General features: G+C 76.5%; 14 protein-coding genes and 1 pseudogene. 9 read left to right on the top strand and 6 right to left on the bottom strand.

The features are described from left to right. Positions 1 to 2 precede the first annotated feature (2 nt). Positions 3 to 1019 (top strand): P1 family peptidase, encoded by a 1017-nt coding sequence (locus KPL60_RS28525; protein ID WP_226367724.1) that lies wholly within the window; start codon positions 3 to 5, stop codon positions 1017 to 1019. Further along, positions 1016 to 1324: a hypothetical protein gene (locus KPL60_RS28520; RefSeq protein WP_226353979.1), complete on the top strand. Its 309-nt coding sequence runs from the start codon at positions 1016 to 1018 to the stop codon at positions 1322 to 1324. Before KPL60_RS28525 ends, KPL60_RS28520 begins: the two co-directional genes overlap by 4 nt. A gap of 26 nt (positions 1325 to 1350) precedes the next feature. Here KPL60_RS28520 and KPL60_RS28515 read toward each other — a convergent pair whose 3' ends face one another. Continuing rightward, on the bottom strand, positions 1351 to 1827 hold the full coding sequence (locus KPL60_RS28515; RefSeq protein WP_226367723.1) for a PepSY domain-containing protein: 477 nt from the start codon (positions 1825 to 1827) through the stop codon (positions 1351 to 1353). Between the two features lie 148 nt (positions 1828 to 1975). Here KPL60_RS28515 and KPL60_RS28510 point away from each other — a divergent pair, with 148 nt between their 5' ends. The 6 genes and pseudogenes from KPL60_RS28510 to KPL60_RS28485 all read left to right on the top strand — a co-directional run bounded on the left by KPL60_RS28510 (position 1976) and on the right by KPL60_RS28485 (position 11420). Then, complete coding sequence (locus KPL60_RS28510; protein WP_073576609.1) at positions 1976 to 3436, top strand: hypothetical protein; 1461 nt, start codon at positions 1976 to 1978, stop codon at positions 3434 to 3436. Further along, positions 3433 to 4170, top strand: a pseudogene (locus KPL60_RS28505) (hypothetical protein); the annotation flags it as partial. The gene KPL60_RS28510 and the pseudogene KPL60_RS28505, both read left to right, overlap by 4 nt. A gap of 478 nt (positions 4171 to 4648) precedes the next feature. After that, entirely contained in the window at positions 4649 to 9130 is a 4482-nt protein-coding gene (locus KPL60_RS28500) for a hypothetical protein (protein WP_226367722.1), read from the top strand. Next, positions 9127 to 10122, top strand: a complete 996-nt coding sequence (locus KPL60_RS28495) for a hypothetical protein (protein ID WP_226367721.1) — start codon at positions 9127 to 9129, stop codon at positions 10120 to 10122. The genes KPL60_RS28500 and KPL60_RS28495 overlap by 4 nt, the downstream gene beginning before the upstream one ends. A 120-nt stretch (positions 10123 to 10242) precedes the next feature. Continuing rightward, positions 10243 to 11124: a polysaccharide deacetylase gene (locus KPL60_RS28490; protein ID WP_226353976.1), complete on the top strand. Its 882-nt coding sequence runs from the start codon at positions 10243 to 10245 to the stop codon at positions 11122 to 11124. Then, positions 11124 to 11420, top strand: a complete 297-nt coding sequence (locus KPL60_RS28485) for a hypothetical protein (protein ID WP_226353975.1) — start codon at positions 11124 to 11126, stop codon at positions 11418 to 11420. The genes KPL60_RS28490 and KPL60_RS28485 overlap by 1 nt, the downstream gene beginning before the upstream one ends. Positions 11421 to 11445: 25 nt before the next feature. On the opposite strand, the gene KPL60_RS28480 is transcribed toward KPL60_RS28485, so the two are convergent. Together KPL60_RS28480 and KPL60_RS28475 are read right to left on the bottom strand one after the other, a co-directional pair. Further along, entirely contained in the window at positions 11446 to 12723 is a 1278-nt protein-coding gene (locus tag KPL60_RS28480; RefSeq protein WP_226367720.1) for a HAMP domain-containing sensor histidine kinase, read from the bottom strand. Then, positions 12723 to 13433 carry a response regulator transcription factor gene (locus KPL60_RS28475; RefSeq protein WP_226367719.1) on the bottom strand — a complete coding sequence of 237 codons (711 nt, stop codon included), beginning with the start codon at positions 13431 to 13433 and terminating at the stop codon, positions 12723 to 12725. The genes KPL60_RS28480 and KPL60_RS28475 overlap by 1 nt, the downstream gene beginning before the upstream one ends. A 104-nt stretch (positions 13434 to 13537) precedes the next feature. On the opposite strand from KPL60_RS28475, the gene KPL60_RS28470 reads away from it, so the two are divergent. Beyond that, complete coding sequence (locus KPL60_RS28470; RefSeq protein WP_226367718.1) at positions 13538 to 13999, top strand: hypothetical protein; 462 nt, start codon at positions 13538 to 13540, stop codon at positions 13997 to 13999. Positions 14000 to 14022: 23 nt separating this feature from the next. Here KPL60_RS28470 and KPL60_RS28465 read toward each other — a convergent pair whose 3' ends face one another. The 3 genes from KPL60_RS28465 to KPL60_RS28455 all read right to left on the bottom strand — a co-directional run bounded on the left by KPL60_RS28465 (position 14023) and on the right by KPL60_RS28455 (position 16729). After that, on the bottom strand, positions 14023 to 14295 hold the full coding sequence (locus tag KPL60_RS28465) for a MoaD/ThiS family protein (RefSeq protein WP_226367717.1): 273 nt from the start codon (positions 14293 to 14295) through the stop codon (positions 14023 to 14025). A 2-nt stretch (positions 14296 to 14297) separates the two neighbouring features. Continuing rightward, positions 14298 to 15356, bottom strand: a complete 1059-nt coding sequence (gene moaA, locus KPL60_RS28460; RefSeq protein WP_226353970.1) for a GTP 3',8-cyclase MoaA — start codon at positions 15354 to 15356, stop codon at positions 14298 to 14300. Positions 15357 to 15508: 152 nt separating this feature from the next. Next, positions 15509 to 16729, bottom strand: coding sequence for an acyl-CoA dehydrogenase family protein (locus KPL60_RS28455; RefSeq protein ID WP_374228767.1), 1221 nt, complete (start codon positions 16727 to 16729; stop codon positions 15509 to 15511). Positions 16730 to 16771 lie beyond the last annotated feature (42 nt).

Here is a 16771-nt window from a genome sequence, read left to right as displayed (position 1 = left end):
CGGTGCGAGCGGGCGAGCGGAACGGGCTGACCGACGTCGAGGGCCTGCGGGTCGGGCACGCGGCGGTGAGCGGGCCGGGCGCCCGCAGCGGGACGACGGTCGTGCTGGCCCCGCCGGGCGGCGCGGTCGCCGGCGTGGACGTACGCGGCGCCGCGCCCGGCACCCGGGAGACCGACCTGCTCGACCCGGTCGCGACGGTCCAGCGGGTGCACGCCGTCACCCTGTCCGGGGGCAGCGCCTTCGGTCTCGACGCCGCCTCCGGGGTGATGGCCCGGCTGGAGCGCGACGGCGAGGGCTTCCCGGTGCCCGGCGCCGTCGTGCCGATCGTGCCGGCCGCCGTGGTGTTCGACCTCGGCCGCGGCGGCGACCCCCGGGCCCGCCCGACCGCGGTGACCGGCACGGCCGCCTACGACGACGCGCACGCCGGCCCGGTCGTCCAGGGCTCGGTCGGGGCGGGCACCGGCGCGGTGTCCGGCGGGCTGCGCGGCGGGATCGGGTCGGCGTCCGCGGTGCTCACCGAGGGCTCTGCCGCCGGGACGACGATCGCGGCCCTGGTCGTGCTCAACTCCGCCGGTGCGGCCGCGGACCCGGCCACCGGTGAGGTGTACGGCGCCCGGCACGGTCTGCCGGGCGAGTTCACCGCCGGGGTGGCCCCGGTCCTCGCCCCGCCGGAGCGGCTCGCCGAGCTGTACGCGGGGCACGTGAACCCGCTGGGGACGGCGACGACGCTGGTCGTCGTCGGCACCGATGCGGCCCTGGACAAGGTCGGCTGCACCCGGCTGGCGACGATGGCGCACGACGGCCTGGCCCGGTCGATCTCGCCGGTGCACACGATCCGCGACGGCGACTGCGCGTTCGCGCTGGCCACGGGCACCCGGGCCGCGCCGGACGTCGCCGGGGTGTTCGCGCTGCAGGCGGCTGCGGCGGAGGTGACGGCGCGGGCGGTGGCGCACGCGCTGCTCGCGGCGGAACCGGCGCCGGACCGGCCGTCGTACTCGTCGCTCCTGGTGGGTCCGTGAGCGCGCCGAACCCGTGGCTGGGGCGCCCGCGTGCCCCGCGTCCGCCGTCCGCGCCGGACCCGGACGCGGTGCGTCTGGTGGGACTGCCCCGGCGGCGGGCGGCGGCCCGGGCGGTGAACGACGTGGTGCGGGGCGTGGACGTGCGCGCGTTCGGCGACGGGTGGACCGTGTCGTTCCTCAGCGGCTACTACACGCTCTGCCACACCCTCGACCAGCTGCTCGACGCCGTGGCCCCACCCGGGGAGCGGGAGCTGCTGCGGGCGACGGTGCTGGCCGCGGCCGACGGGACCGCGGGCCGGGGCTGACCGGCCCGGCCCGCGCCCCGCCGCCGTCAGTCGTCGTCCCGGTCGTCGCCGTCGTGGTGGTCGCCGTCGTGGTCGAGGACCCGGCCGGTGGCGGCGTCGACGTCGATGTCGTGCTCGGTGGTGCCGTTCCGGACCTCGACCTCCCAGTGGTCCCGGTCGTCGCTGCCGTCGTCGTCGCGGTCGTCCCGGTCGGCGCTCTCCCACTCGCTCTTCGTGACCCGGCCCCCGCCCGCGGCGGCCAGTGCGGCGCGCTCGGCGGCGGCACGGTCGACCGCGGGCGCGGCGGGGGTGGGGGCCGCCGGCGCGGTGGCCGCGGCGGTGGGCGCGGCGGTGCGGGGCAGCTCCGGCGGCAGCAGGTCGGCGGTGCGTGCGATCGCGGCGCCGGTCGGGACGACGGTGAGCTCGTCCGGGGCGCCACCCGCGCCGAGTGCGAGGGCGGTGCCCCCGCCGACGAGCAGGAGACCGGTGGCGGCGACGGCGGCGACGGTGAGCGGGGTACGCACGGTGATCTTCCTCCGAGAGGTTCCGGCTGGTCCGGGTCGGTGCGACCCGGATGCTGGTGGGAACTGTGCCGCCGCCCGCCCCAAGGTCGCGCTGCGTGAGCCCTAAGGCGGCGTTAGGGCCCGGAGCGGCCGAACTACAGTCGTCGGGGTGTCGACCATCAGCCCGGACGAGGGAGTGGCGCGCCGGCTGAAGGCCCTGGCCTGCACGGCGCCGCTGCACGACCTCGACGCTCGCAAGGGGCGGCTCGACTGGGACGCGACCGGCTACCAGATGGCCGAGATCGGCCTGCAGGCGATCGACCAGGTCACCCTGGCCATGGACTTCGACCACGGTGCGGACCACGCGGAGGTCGTCCGGCGGCTGCTGCCGTTCGTGGGCGCGCAGGTGCCGGGGGCGCCGCGGTCGGAGTATGTCCGCGTCGCACAGTGGGTCATCGACAACCTGATCAACGTGGGGTCGATCGACCGCGGGTTCGCCGTGGAGTACGGCACGACCGACGACGACGGCCGCTACGTGCGTCGCCGGTTCGACTTCAAGCTGCTCGTCGAGGTGGCCGCCCCGGACGGCGGGATCTACCTGCGCGCCTCGGACGAGGCGATCAACGTGCTGGTCGGGGCGTTGGACACCGACGTCGAGTCGGCCCAGGAGGCGGCCGAGACGAAGCTGGAGACGCTGATCGTCCGCGGTCGTCTCGGCGACGCCCGGCTGGCCGCCGAGCAGGCCCGCTACCGGACCGTGCAGTACGCGGAGTCGTTGCGGCGCAAGCTGGAGGCGACCCGGCGCGACGTCCGCTCGGTGGACTGGCTCGACGCCGTCCCGCAGCTGCTCGACGAGGCGCTGACCCACATCGAGTCCCGCTACCGCGCCGAGACGATGATCAAGGCGAACATCGCCGACGCCCGTGACGAGGCCACCGAGCCCGGGCGCCGCAGGCAGGCCGCGGAGCTGGTGACCGTCGTCGACGACTGCATCCAGCGGCACACCCAGCTGCAGGCGCGGTTGCAGGAGGCGGGCGCGTCGTTCCGCGCCGAGCAGGACCGCCAGCAGTTCTCCGGGAAGCCGAAGCGGGCCGCCGTCGACGTGTTCGGGCAGCTGCTGCGGCCGTCGCTGGCGCTGACCGTCGAGGCGGCGCACGACCCGGTGACCGGCTACTTCGGTGCCGGGGCCGGCGTGCGGAACCCGTCGGTGCCGAGCCTGGGCGGGCTGGTCGAGACGCTGCTGACACCGCCGAGCGACCGTGACCCGTTCGGCGCCGAGGTGCCCGAGCCGGAGCTGGCACCGCAGCCGCGCGAGCGGTTCGGGGTGGACACGTGGGCGGCCGCCGACGCGGTGCTGCCCGCCGACGTCGAGCACCCGGTGCGGCTGTCCGCGGCGCTCGCGGCGGCCCGCGCGGCCGGGGCGGACCTGCCGCAGCTGGTCGCGCTGCGGGCGATGCACGCCGTCGGGACGGCGGTGGCCACGGCACGGACCCAGGGCGACCCGTCGGTGCTGGTCGCCGTCGACGACGGGACGGTCCTCGACGACCCCGAGTTCGGCGGCGCGGACCTGCTGCTGGCGCGGGCCGGGGTGCAGGGCGGACAGACGAACCGACGGACGGCGCAGACATGAGTGACACCGAGACCGCGGCCCGCCTGGTCGGCTACGGCATGCGCCCCAAGGCGCTGCCCGGCCGCGACCCCGACTACGCCGATCTGGTCCGGCGCTACCGCGAGGACGACGAGTTCCGCACGACCGTGCAGCGCGTGGCGTCCGGTCTGGGCCTGGTCGTGCTGGCCGTCGACACCGGCCCGGGCATCGTGCTCGCCGCGACCGAGGGCTCGGTGTTCGAGATCCGGATGGACGAGTACGCCCGCCGCACCGCCCTGGCCAACCGGGGCGCCGACAAGGTCCTGCACGGGATCGCGCACCTCGCCGTCGCCGCGCTGGCCTTCCCCCGCCCCGACGACCTCGGCGACGACTCCTACGTCGGCCGGGTCTCGGTGGAGCTCGTCGACGGCGCCGTCCGCGAGGCCTGCCGGGTGCTCAACGAGCGTGCCGCGGGTCCCGCCGACCCCGAGTCCGACGCCCCGCAGCTCGAGGAGGTCTGGCGGGTCTGGCAGCGCCGCCCGGAGGCCACCGCGACCAAGGACGGCCGCGTCGGCGAGTCCACCACCCGCGGGATCGTCGGCAAGGCGCTGCGGTTCCTCGCCGACCAGGGCTTCCTCGTCCCGGTCGGTGCGGAGGGCGCCTACCGGACGACGCCGCGCTACCAGGTGCAGGTGCGCGAGCTCGCGGCCCAGCGGGCCTTCGACGAGCTGCTGGCCCTGAACGTCCTGCCCGCCGCGACCGCCGCCGGGACCCTGGTGACCGAGCACGACGGCGTGTTCGACGCGCCGGGCTCCGGTGCTCCCGGCACGCCCGGTCCCGACGGTGCTGCCGGCGCGTCCGGCGTCTCCGGCTCGGTCGACGGGCCTGGTCCGGAGGACACGCCCGGGGCGGGGAGCGACCCGGACCTCGACGACCCGTCGGACTCGGGGGAGGCCGCCGGGCCGTCGTCGCGGCCCGATCCGGCACCGGCGGTGGGGCCGGCCGATGAGCCCACCGTTCCGGCGGGCGAGGTCGCAGGGAACGGTGCCGGGGGTGGCGGCCCGACCGGCTCTGTCGACGACGCTGCGTCCGCAGAGTTCGCTTACCCGGTAAGCGAACTCGCACAGGGCATCGCCGGGGGTGGCGATGCGGCCGAGGAAGGTCACCCTGCCGACGCGGGTGCAGAGCGTGCGAATCCGGCCGCCGCCGACCCGTCGAGCACCCCGCCGACCGACCACCCCACGGAGGACCGCGATGTATGAGCTGACCCGCGTCCGCCTGTTCTCCGTCGGTCCGACCGCCGCCCGCTACCAGGACGTCGCGCTCGACCTGCGGGGCGTCGGGGCCCCGGTGAAGGTCGCCGTCCAGGAGGACCTGTTCGCCCCGGACGCGCTCGACCGCACGACGCCGCGCCGGCCGTCGCCCGCGTCGGTGCTGTTCCTGGAGAACGGCGGCGGCAAGTCCGTCCTGCTCAAGCTGATCTTCTCGGTGCTGCTGCCCGGGCGGCGCCAGGTCGTCGGGACCACCAGCACCACGGTGCTGGAGAACTTCGTGCTGGCCGAGGACGTGGCGCACGTCGTCTGCGAGTGGATGCACGTCGGCACCGGGCGGCTGCTGGTCACCGGGAAGGTGTCGGAGTGGCGCGGGCACGTCGCCTCCACCGACCCGGAGAAGCTGGCCGACGCCTGGTTCTCCTTCCGGCCGGTCCCCGGGATGGGCCTCGACGACCTGCCGTTCACCCACGACGGGCGCCGGGTCACCCTGGCCGCCTTCCGGGAGCGCCTGCAGACCGCGCACCGCGAGCACCCCGACGCCGAGCTCGCCTGGGAGACCGGGCACCGGGACTGGACCCGCCACCTCGTCGACGTCGGGCTGGACCCGGAGCTGTTCCGCTACCAGCGCGCGATGAACGCCGGCGAGGGCGAGGCCGCCGAGGCGTTCTCGTTCTCCTCCGACGAGGCGTTCGTCGACTTCCTGCTGCGCGCGGTGCTCGACCCGGCGGAGCCGCAGAACGTCGCCGAGCTCGTCGCCGGCTACGCCGACCGGCTCGCCCAGCGCGAGGAGCTGGAGACCGAGCGGGAGTTCGTCGACGGCACGCTGTCCCGGCTCGAGCCGATGGTCGACGCCGAGGCCACCGCGACCGCCGCCCGCGACACCGAGACCGCCGCGCGCACCGAGCTGGCGGCGACCGCGTCGCGGATCGCGGCCCGCCGGATCGCCGAGGAGGCCCGCTCGGTGACCGCCGCTGAGGAGGCCACCGGTGCGGTCGAGGCCGAGCAGTCCGCGGCCCGGGCCGCGGAGCGGCTGCAGGACACCGTCGGTGAGCTGCGCAGACTCACCGCGGGGCTCGCCGTCGAGGCCGCCGAGCGGACCGCGGCCGAGGCGACCCGCGAGCGCGACGCCGCGTCGGCCGTCTCGATGGCCCGCGACGCCGTCGAACCGGTCCTGGCGCACCGCGTCGCCGCCGCCGAGGCCGCGCGGCTGCGCGCCCGCGTCGAGGAGGAGGAGCAGAAGGCCCGGCCCGCGCTCGCCGCCCGGCAGGACGCCGCCCGCGCGCTCGCGGTCGCGCTGGCCCGGGTCGCCGCGGAGGCCGACGCCGCCGCCGACGCGGCGGAGGAACACCGCGCCGACGCCGAGGAGCGTGCGGCGGCCGCCCGTCGCGAGCAGGTCACCCGCACCGCCGACGCCGCCCGCGCCGAGAGCGCCGCCACCACCGCCCGCGAGGCCCTCGACGACCTCGACACCCGGGTCGCCGCCGCCGTCTCCGCCGGGCACCTGACGGCGGGCTCGACCGCCGCCGACGTCGAGGACTCCGCGGCCGCCGCCCGGACCGAGGCGGAGCGGTGCGCCACCGCGCTCGCCGACGCCGACACCGCGGCCGCCACGATCCGCGAGGAGCGTCGGGCCGCCGAGGCCCGCCGCACCGCCGCCCAGGACGCGGCGGCCGCCGCCCGCGCCGACGCCGCGACCGCCGAGGCCGCGCGCTCCGCCGCGGAGGCCGACGCCGTCGCGCTCGCCGGGGAGGTCCGGCCCGCGGAGCTGCTCGGGCTCGACGAGATCCGCCCGGACACCGACGCGGGCCTCGTCGTCGACACCCTGACCACCGCGATCCGCGGCGCCGAGCGGGAGCGGACGACCCTGCACGGCGACCAGCGCCGCGACGAACGTGCGCTCGCCGCGCTCGGTGACGGCGGCCTGCTGCCCGACCCGACGGAGATCGAGGACGTCCTCGCGGCGCTGGAGGCCGCCGGGATCACCGCCTGGTCCGGGCGTCGCTACCTGGCGAAGCTGCCCGCCCCCGACCGGGAGACCGTGCTGGCGCGGCTGCCGCACCTGGCGGGCGGGGTGCTGCTCAACGACGCGCGCGACGCCGAGCGGGCCCGCGCCGAGCTGGACGCGGCGCGGCTGCTGCCGGCCTGCCTGGTCGCGGTCGGCACCACCGCCGCGCTGCGCGCCGACGCCGACGCGGCGCCCGGGATCGACTTCGTCGTGCCGCCCAACCCGGCCCTGCACGACGAACAGGCCGCCGAGCAGGTCCGGGTCCGGCTCGTCGCCGAGACCACCGAGCGCGCCGCCCGGCTCGCCGAGCTGGAGACCGTCCTCGACGACGACCGCAGGCTGCGGGACCGGTTCGCCGCGCTGCGCGACCGACGTCCCACCCTCGCCGACCTGACCGGCGCCGCCGAGGCCGCGGAGACCACCCGGGCCGCCGCCGTCGCCGAGCACGAGGCGACCCGCGCCGAGGTCGAGGACCTCGACGAGCGCGCCGACCGGCTCACCGTCGACCGGCCCGGCCTGGAGCGCACCGCCGGGGACACCCGTCGCCGGGCGGACGCGCTGGCCGCGCTGCGCACCGAGCTCGCCCGCCGGGCGACGCACGAGGAGCGGATGCGCACCGGGGAGGCCGACGCCGCGCGGGCCCGCGACGAGGCCGACGCCGCCGGGACCACCGCCGACCGCGCCGGTCGCGAGGCCGCCGACGCCCAGCAGACGCGCGACCGGCAGCGCGGCATCGGCACGACCCTGCGCGACGAGGCCGCGGCGCTCCCGGTCTCCACCGACGAGGTCGGCGGGCAGGACGGGGAGCCGGAGGGGACCCCCGGGACGCCGCTGGCCGAGCTGCGCGAGGAGTTCCAGCGGGCCCGCGACGCCTACGCCTCGGCCTCCGTCGACACCGACCTGCACGGTGCGCTGGAGCGGGCCGAGGCCGACGCGCGGGAGCGGCGGGTCGCCGTCGACGGGCTGCCGCGCACCGTCGTCGAGGCCGCGACGGCGTTCCTGCACACCCCCGACGGCGCCGACGCAGCCAGCCGCCGCGCCGCCGCCGACCAGGCCCGCACCGCCTACGACGAGGCCGAGAGCCGCCGCGCCGACGCCGCGACCGAGCTGGCCGTCGCCCGCCGCGAGCTGGAGCGGTTCACCGGCGGCGAGCGGCCGATCGACCCCTACGACCCGCCCCGCGACGCCGAGCACGGCCGCGAGCTGGTCGCCCGCGCCACGGCCGACCTGGACGCGGCGGGCAAGGACCTGGAACGCCGTCGTCGGGCCCGGACCGACGCCGAGGACGCCCACCGCACCGCCACCGACCTCGCCCGCGGGTTCGGGCTGGTCGTGTCCTCGCTGGACGAGACGCCCGAGCCGGCCGGGGTGCCGTTCGACGGTGACGTCGAGGCCGCCCAGGCCGCGCTCAAGCGCCACCAGAACGCCGTCCGCGACGCGGCGGGGGAGCGGACGCGGGCCGAGAAGAAGGTCCGCGAGGGGGTCGACGCCGTCGCCCGCTTCGCCCAGGACCCGCGGTTCGCGACCCTGAGCTCCCCGGTGCACCGCCACATCGGCGGCGTCGACCGGTCGGAGATGCCTGGCCTCGCCGCCGAGTGGATCGCCGCGCTGCGCCCGCGGCTGCGTTCCCTCGACGACGACCTCGGCAACATCGAGCGGCACCGCTCCGGGATCGTCACCCGGCTGTCCGGGATGGTCGGCGAGGCGCTGCGCACGGTGCGCCTCGCGCAGCGGCTGTCCCAGCTGCCCGAGGGCCTCGGCGACTGGTCGGGCCAGCAGTTCCTGCGGATCCGGTTCGAGGAGCTGCCCGACGCGGCGCTGCGCCACGAGCTCGGCGCCGTCGTCGACCGCACCGCCACCGGGATGGCGGGCGGTAAGGCGAAGGACCGGCGCGACGGCATGTCCATGCTGCTGCGCGGGGTCCGCGCGGCGATGCCGAAGGGCGTCCGGGTCGAGATGCTCAAGCCCGACGCCGTGCTGCGCACCGAGCGGCTGCGCGTCTCCGCGATCAAGGACGTGTTCTCCGGCGGGCAGCAGCTGACCGCGGCGATCGTCCTGTACTGCACGATGGCGGCCCTGCGGGCGCACCAGCGCGGGCAGGGCAGACGGGCGCACGCGGGCGTGCTGTTCCTCGACAACCCGATCGGGCGCGCGTCGGCGGGGTACCTGCTGGAGCTGCAGTTCGGCGTCGCGCAGGCCCTCGGCGTGCAGCTGGTCTACACGACCGGGCTGTTCGACGCGGGCGCGCTGTCGTCGTTCCCGCTGCTCGTGCGGCTGCGCAACGACGCCGACCTGCGCGCCGGACGCAAGTACCTGTCCGTCGACGAGCGGGTCACCCGGTCGGTGCCCGACGCCGACGCCCCCGGCGGCCGGATCACCGCCGCCCGCGTCTACCGGCGCCCCGAGGCCGCGGTGGCCGCCGGCACCGGCGACGACGGCGCGGGGTCGGCCGGATGACCCCGCCCGGGCCCGTCGCGGAGCGGCTCGCCGAGCTGCTGGCGGCCTCCGGGCGGACCCGGATCCCACGCTCGGCGGTGCGCGCGGCGTTCCTGCAGGCGGACCCCACGATGGTCGGCAGCGTCGACGCCCGGCGGAACCTCGCCGGGGCCCTGGCCGAGCTGGCCGCCGCGGGCGTGCTGGAGCCGACCGACCGGACCGACGACGGGGTGCCGCCGCTGCCGAACTCGGTCCGGCTGCTCCGGGCGCGCCCGGACGCCGGCCAGGCCAGGGTGGACCGGGGCCCGTGGCACCCCGAGCTGTCCCGGGCCGTGGACCTGCGGCAGCCGTCGCGGGTGCTGCTGCAGGTCAACGACTGGCTGTTCGCCCACGCGTCCCGCGCGGTCGAGGTCCCGCTGCGCGAGCGCGCGCTGGAGATCACCGGCGACGAGAAGGCCTTCGACGGCCCGCTGCCCGGCGGGCTGACCCCGGAGGTCCTGCGGGCCCGCCGGGTCGTCCCGCCGCTGCACCGCGAGCGCCTGCCCGGCGACGGGCCGGTGCTGCTCGTCGTCGGGAACGCCGACACCCTGGACTCGCTGCGCCGCGCCCTGGCGCCCGACCCCGGCCCGGTCGGTGGCCTCGCCTGGGGCGCGGGGAACGCGTTCACCGCGTCGGTGCTCGCCCTGCGCGACGACCCGCCCGCGGCGGTCCGCTACTTCGGCGACCTCGACGCCGCCGGGCTGCGGATCCCACGTGCCGCCTCCGACCTCGCCGAGGCGCACGGCCTGCCGCCGGTGCGGCCCGCGACCGGGCTGTACCGGGCGCTGCTGCGGCACGGGCGTCCGGCGTCGTCGCGAACGGTGGACCACAGCGACGTCGAGTGGCTCGACGCCCGGCTGCGCGGTCCCGTCCGTGACCTGTTCGCCGCCGGGGCGCGGCTGGCCCAGGAGGCCGTCGGGGTCACGGTGCTGGCCGGTGACCCGGACTGGCGCGACGGGCTCACCCCGGCCTGAGGGCCCACCCGGTCCGGATCAGCGGTTCCCAACGCCACCTCAGGATCTGCGCCGACGGTGTGACCGTGGTCGCATCGGGTGTCGCCGCCGACCGGGCGGCGCGGGTGCGGAGGTGCGGACGTGGCCGGTAAAGAGATCTTCGTGGCGTTCGGGATCGACGTCGACGCGGTCGGCGGCTGGCTCGGGTCCTACGGCGGTGAGGACTCGCCGGGGGACATCTCGCGCGGCGTGTTCGCCGGGGAGGTCGGCGTCCCGCGGCTGAACCGGCTGCTCGCCCGCTACGACCTGCCGTCGACCTGGTTCTGGCCCGGGCACTCGATCGAGACGTTCCCGGAGCAGTTCGACGCGGTCGTCGCGGCCGGGCACGAGATCGGTGTGCACGGCTACTCCCACGAGAACCCGATCGCGATGAGCCGGGAGCAGGAGTCCGACATCCTCGACCACTGCATCGGGCTGATCACCGACCGGGCCGGGGCCCGCCCGACCGGCTACGTCGCGCCGTGGTGGGAGTTCTCCCGGGTCACCAACGAGCTGCTCCTCGAACGCGGCATCACCTACGACCACTCGCTGATGCACCGCGACTTCGAGCCGTACTACGTCCGCGTCGGCGACTCCTGGACCCCGATCGACTACGACCGGCCCGCCCGCGAGTGGATGAAGCCCCTCGTCCGCGGGGAGGAGACCGACCTGGTCGAGATCCCCGCGTCCTGGTACCTCGACGACCTGCCGCCGATGATGTTCATCAAGTCCAGCCCGAACTCGCACGGCTTCGTGAACCCGCGCGACATCGAGCAGATGTGGCGCGACCAGTTCGACTGGGTGTACCGCGAGCAGGACTACGCGGTCTTCACGATCACGATCCACCCGGACGTCTCGGGACGCCCGCAGGTGCTGCTCATGCTGGAACGGCTGATCGAGCACATCTCCGGCCACGACGGGGTGCGCTGGTCCACCTTCGACGGCATCGCCCGGGACTTCCTCACCCGGCACCCGCGCCGCTGATGTGCGGGGCCTGCGGGCGTCCGCACGACCCGGACGGCGCACTCGTCGCGGGGCCCCGGCGGCGGGCCGCCGTCGCCGCGGCGGCGACCCGGCTGGTGCGGGCCCCGGCCGCCGACGGTCCCGGGCCGGGTGGCGGGGTCCGCGTGCGGGCGGTGCCCGGGGGATGGACGGTGACCGCGCCGACCGGGCGCGGCACGGTCGCGCGGACCCTCGGACAGCTGGTGGACGCGCTGCACGCGGGTGACCGCGCCGCGGTGCGCGACGCCCTGCTGGCCGCGGCCGCCGCGGTCCGGTGAGGGCGGAGGCCCCGAGCGGCCGGGCTCAGCCCGCCGGTGGCCCCAGCTCCAGCTCGACCCGCAGCCCGCCCCCGGCGGGGGAGTGCACCGTCAGCGCACCGCCGCCCTGGTCGGCGGTGCGCCGGGCGATGTCGAGGCCCAGCCCCGTCGAGCCGCCGCCGCTGACCCCGCGGGAGGTGGGGTCGGTCCCGGGCGGCAGCCCCGGGCCGTCGTCGTGCACGACGACCCGGGCGCCCCCGCCGGTCCGGGCCGACAGCTCCACGCCGAAGGCCGTGCCGTCCGGGGTGTGCGCGAAGACGTTGCCCAGCAGCGCGTCCACACACGCCTCCAGGTCGCCGGGTGCGCAGGCCACGGGCAGCGGGCCGTCGGCCAGGTGCAGGGTCACCGAGCGGTCGGTGTCCTCGGCCAGCACCCGCCAGAACTCCACCCGCTCCCGGACGACGGCCGCCGCGTCCGCGCTGCGGGTCGTGCCGCCGCGTCGCCGGGCCTGCTCGATCGCGCCGGTGACCGCGCGCCGGACGCCGTCGACCCCGGCCGACAGCCGTGCGGACTCGTCGGGGTCGCGCAGGGCCTCGGCGTCGAGCCGCAGGGCGGTCAGCGGGGTGCGGACCCGGTGCGCCAGGTCCGCGACGTTCTCCCGCTCCTCGCGCAGCAGCTCCGAGATCCGCCCGGCCAGCCCGTTCAGCGCGCCCGCGACGACACCGAGCTCGGCCGGGGCGCCGGGGTCGGCGCGCGCGGACAGGTCCCCGGCCGCGAGCCGCTCCGACACCCCGGACAGGTCGGTGGTGGCGTCGACGAGGGTGCGGGCCAGCCGGTCCGCGAGCAGCAGCCCTCCGGCGAGCAGCACCAGCGACAGTCCGCCCAGCAGCAGCCAGGAGCGGGTCACCCCGCGGGTGAGCTCGGCGTCGGGGACGAACACGCGGATCGCGGCGTTGCCGCCCGTGGCGCCGGTCACCGCGAACACCAGCTCGCGCCCGCCGGCCGCCTCGGTCGACGCGCTCGTCCCGAGCAGCCCCAGGCGGACCACCGGGCTGCGCGGTGCGGGCGCGCCGAGCACGGTGCCGTCGGGCAGGAACACCGAGACGTCGGAGGCGTCGCGTCCGTCGGCGTTCTGGACGGCGGGGACCAGCACCGACCGGTCCCCGCCCGCGACGGCCGGGGTCAGCACCTGGGCCTGGACGGTCGCCGCGGACACCGCCGAGCTCTCCGCGACCGAGCGGATCAGCGTCGCGAGCGGGACCGCGAACGCGACCAGCACCAGCAGCACGGTCGCCCCGACGAGGACGAGGATGCGCCGTCGCATCAGGCGGTGCCCGGCCCGGTCCCCGGCGTCGCGGACGGCGCGGACAGCCGGACCCCGACGCCGCGCACCGAGTGCAGGTAGCGCGGGGCCTGCGCGGTCTCGCCGAGCTTGCGGCGCAGCCACGACAGGTGCACGTCGACGGTCTTGTCGGCGCCGCCGTAGGGCTGCTGCCAGACCTCGGTCACCAGCTCCCGCTTGCTGACGACCTGGTCGGCGCGGGCGGCGAGGTGGTGCAGCAGTTCGAACTCGCGCGGCGTCAGCTCCAGCTCGGCGCCGTCGAGCACCGCGCGCCGCGAACGCGGGTCCACCGACAGCCCGCCGACGACGACCGTCGGGTCGGCCGCCCCGTCGCCGAGCCGGCGCAGCACCGCCCGGATCCGGGCGTCGAGCTGGGCGGCGGCGAACGGCTTGACCAGGTAGTCGTCGGCGCCCGCGTCGAGCACGGAGACGATCTCGGTCTCGTCGTCGCGGGCGGTCGCGACGATCACCGGCACCGTGCTGGCGCCGCGCAGCATCCGCAGCATGGTGGTGCCGTCCATGTCGGGCAGGCCGAGGTCGAGCACCACGAGGTCGGGCCGCTTCCCGACGGCGTGCTCCAGCCCGGCCATCGCGGTCGGTGCGGAGTCGACGGCGTGCCCCCGCTCGGTCAGCCCGCGGATGAGCGCACCGCGGATGCCGGGGTCGTCCTCGACGATCAGGATCTGGGCCACGGAGGGAGAACCTATCCGCCGCGACCCCGCCCGCGGTGGGGCACAGCCGTCGCTTGTGTCCCGTTTAGGGATCCGTTAACCGGGGTCCGGGGCATGCTGTGCGCGTGGAACGACCGACGCGCCCCGTCCTGCAGATCGCGCTCTGGACCGCCGCGGCCGCCGGTGCCCTGCTCCTGGGCCTGACGGCCGTCGGGAGCATCGGCAGCGACCTCGCGGGCACGCAGACGCAGCCGCTCAGCGCCGAGCAGGTGGACGCCCGCCTGGCCCAGCAGGCCGCCACCGCCGCGCCACCGGCACCCGCGCCCGTCCCGACGACGGCACCCGCCGCCGCCCCGCCCGCGGTGGTGCAGGCCGGGGCCGCGGGGAACGTCCTGGTCCGCTGCGACGGCGCGACCCCGCGGATCGTGTCGGTCAACCCCGCACAGGGCTGGGAGCGCGAGGACGACAAGGACATCGGCCCGGCCGAGGTCGTGTTCGACGGCGACGACGTCCCGGACGTCCGGGTGACGCTGAGCTGCGCCGGTGGGGTGCCGACCGGCCGGGTCGCGACCGTCCCCGAGGACTGATCCCTCGGGGACCGTGCCGGGTCTCAGCCGCCGGCGAACGGCGGGAGCACGTCGAGCGTGGCCGCCCCGCCGACCGCGGCGGAGCGGTCGCGCACCGCCACCTCGTCGAGCAGGAAGCTGCAGCGCAGCAGCACCTGCTCCAGCTCCGGGCCGTGCGCGGTGCCGAGTGCGGCGACGGCGTCGGCCACCGTCGCCTCGCCGGGGAGCTCGACGGTCTCCTCGCCGGTGCCGGCGGCCGCCTTGGCGGCGGCGAAGTAGCGGACGGTCAGCGTCCTGGTCTCGCACGACAGGGTCATGCTCATCCTCCGATCGCGCTCATGGGGCGCGCGGGCTGCAGGAATCCGGGGTCGTCGATGCCGTGGCCCGCCTTCTTGCCCCACATCGCGTCGCGCCAGACGTCGGCGATCTCGGCGTCGGTCGCGCCGCCGCGGAGCATGGCGCGCAGGTCGGTCTCGCCGGTGGCGAACAGGCAGGTGCGGACCTGGCCGTCGGCGGTGAGGCGGGTCCGGTCGCAGGCCCCGCAGAACGGGCGGGTCACCGAGGCGATCACCCCGACGGTGGCGGGGCCCCCGTTCACCACGAACCGCTCGGCGGGCGCACCGCCGCGGTCCTCGTCGGACGGGGTGAGCACGAAGCGCTCCTCGAGCCGCGCGAGGATCTCGTCGGCGGTGATCATCTCGGTGCGGCGCCAGCCGTGCTGGGCGTCGAGCGGCATCTGCTCGATGAAACGCAGCTGGTAGCCGTGGGTCAGCGCGAACTCCAGCAGGTCCGCGGCCTCGTCGTCGTTCACGCCGCGCAGCAGCACCGCGTTGATCTTCACCGGGGACAGGCCCGCGGCGTGTGCGGCGGCCATCCCGTCGATGACGTCCGACAGCCGGTCGCGCCGCGTGATCTGCGCGAACCGCTCCGGGCGCAGGGTGTCCATCGAGACGTTGAGCCGGTTCACCCCGGAGGCCGCGAGGGCCTCGGCGCGGCGGGCGAGCCCGATGCCGTTGGTCGTCAGCGAGATGTCCGGGCGGGGCTCCAGCGCCGACGCCGCGGAGAAGATCTCCTCCAGGCCCTTGCGCAGCAGCGGCTCACCGCCGGTGAAGCGCAGCTCCTCGATGCCGAGGTCGCGCACCGCGACGGCGATGAGCCGGTTCAGCTCGTCGTCGGTCAGCTGCTCCGAGCGCGGCATCCAGTCCAGGCCCTCGGCGGGCATGCAGTAGGTGCAGCGCAGGTTGCAGCGGTCGGTGAGCGAGATCCGCAGGTCGGTCGCGACCCGGCCGAACCCGTCGACGAGACGGGGGTCGGCCGGTCGGGCCGGGTCCCGGGACGTGCCGCCCCGCAGCGACGGCAGGCCGAGCTCGGTGGTCATGGGCCCGAGGCTAACCGCCGTCGCCCGCGCCCGCCCAGGGCGGGTTTCCGCAGCTCAGACCGATGATCCGCACCCGCGGACGTGGCCGGGGTCACGCCGTCGCAGGTGCGGAACTAGTCATGGTGTACCTAGTCGAAAGGACAGGGACACGATTACTTCCGGTGGGCCTTCAGCTCCTGCCGGGCGACCGAGCGGATGTGCACCTCGTCCGGTCCGTCGGCGAAGCGCAGGGCGCGCGCCCAGGCGTAGAAGTAGGCCAGCGGGGTGTCGTCGCTCATCGCGGCGCCGCCGTGCACCTGCATCGCCCGGTCGATCACGGTGCACGCCATCCGCGGCACGACGACCTTGATCGCGGCGATCTCGGTGGCCGCGCCCTTCGCACCGTGGTTGTCGATCAGCCACGCCGTCTTGAGCGTCAGCAGCCGGGCCTGCTCGATCTCCATCCGGCACAGCGCGATCTGCTCGCGCACCACGCCCTGCTCGGCCAGCGGCTTGCCGAACGCGACCCGCGCCTGCGCGCGCTCGGTCATCAGGTGCAGCGCCCGCTCGGCCATGCCGATCAGCCGCATGCAGTGGTGGATGCGGCCCGGGCCGAGCCGGGCCTGGGCGATGGCGAACCCGCCGCCCTCCTCGCCGAGCAGGTTCGACGCCGGCACCCGCACGCCCTCGAGGCGCAGTTCGGAGTGCCCGTGCTGGTCCTGGAAGCCGAACGTCGGCAGGTGCCGCTCGATCGTCAGGCCGGGGGTGTCGCGCGGGACGAGGATCATCGACTGCCGGCGGTGCGTCGACACGGTGTCGTCGCTGTCGTCGGCGGTCTTGCCCATGACGATGAAGATCCGGCAGCGCTCGTCCGCGGCACCGGAGATCCACCACTTGCGGCCGTCGATGACGTAGTCGTCGCCGTCGCGCCGGATCCGGGTCTCGATGTTCGTGGCGTCCGACGACGCGACGTCCGGCTCGGTCATCGCGAACGCCGAGCGGATCTCGCCGTCGAGCAGCGGCTCCAGCCACTGCTGCTTCTGCTCGTCGGTGCCGAACAGGTGCAGCGTCTCCATGTTCCCGGTGTCCGGGGCCTGGCAGTTGATCACCTCCGGCGCGATGACCGGGGACCAGCCGGAGACCTCCGCGACCGGCGCGTACTCCAGGTTCGACAGCCCCGACACGTCCGGCAGGAACAGGTTCCACAGGCCACGCCCGCGGGCCTTCGCCTTCAGCTCCTCGACCACCGGGGGCAGGGCCCACTCCTCCGGGGTGCCGCGCCGCTCGGCCCGGAACGCGTCGTAGGAGGCCTCGGCCGGGAGGACCTCCTCGTTGAGGAAGGCGCGCATGCGCGCGGTGTAGTCGGCCGCCACGGCGCTGGGTGCGAAGTCCACGTCACCGATCAGACCACAGGTCCCCGGCACCCGGCAGCGCGC

It is taken from the genome of Pseudonocardia sp. ICBG162, assembly GCF_020496225.1.
GTDB classification, from domain to species: Bacteria; Actinomycetota; Actinomycetes; order Mycobacteriales; family Pseudonocardiaceae; genus Pseudonocardia; species Pseudonocardia alni.
This window is presented reverse-complemented; position numbering and strand designations above follow the sequence as displayed.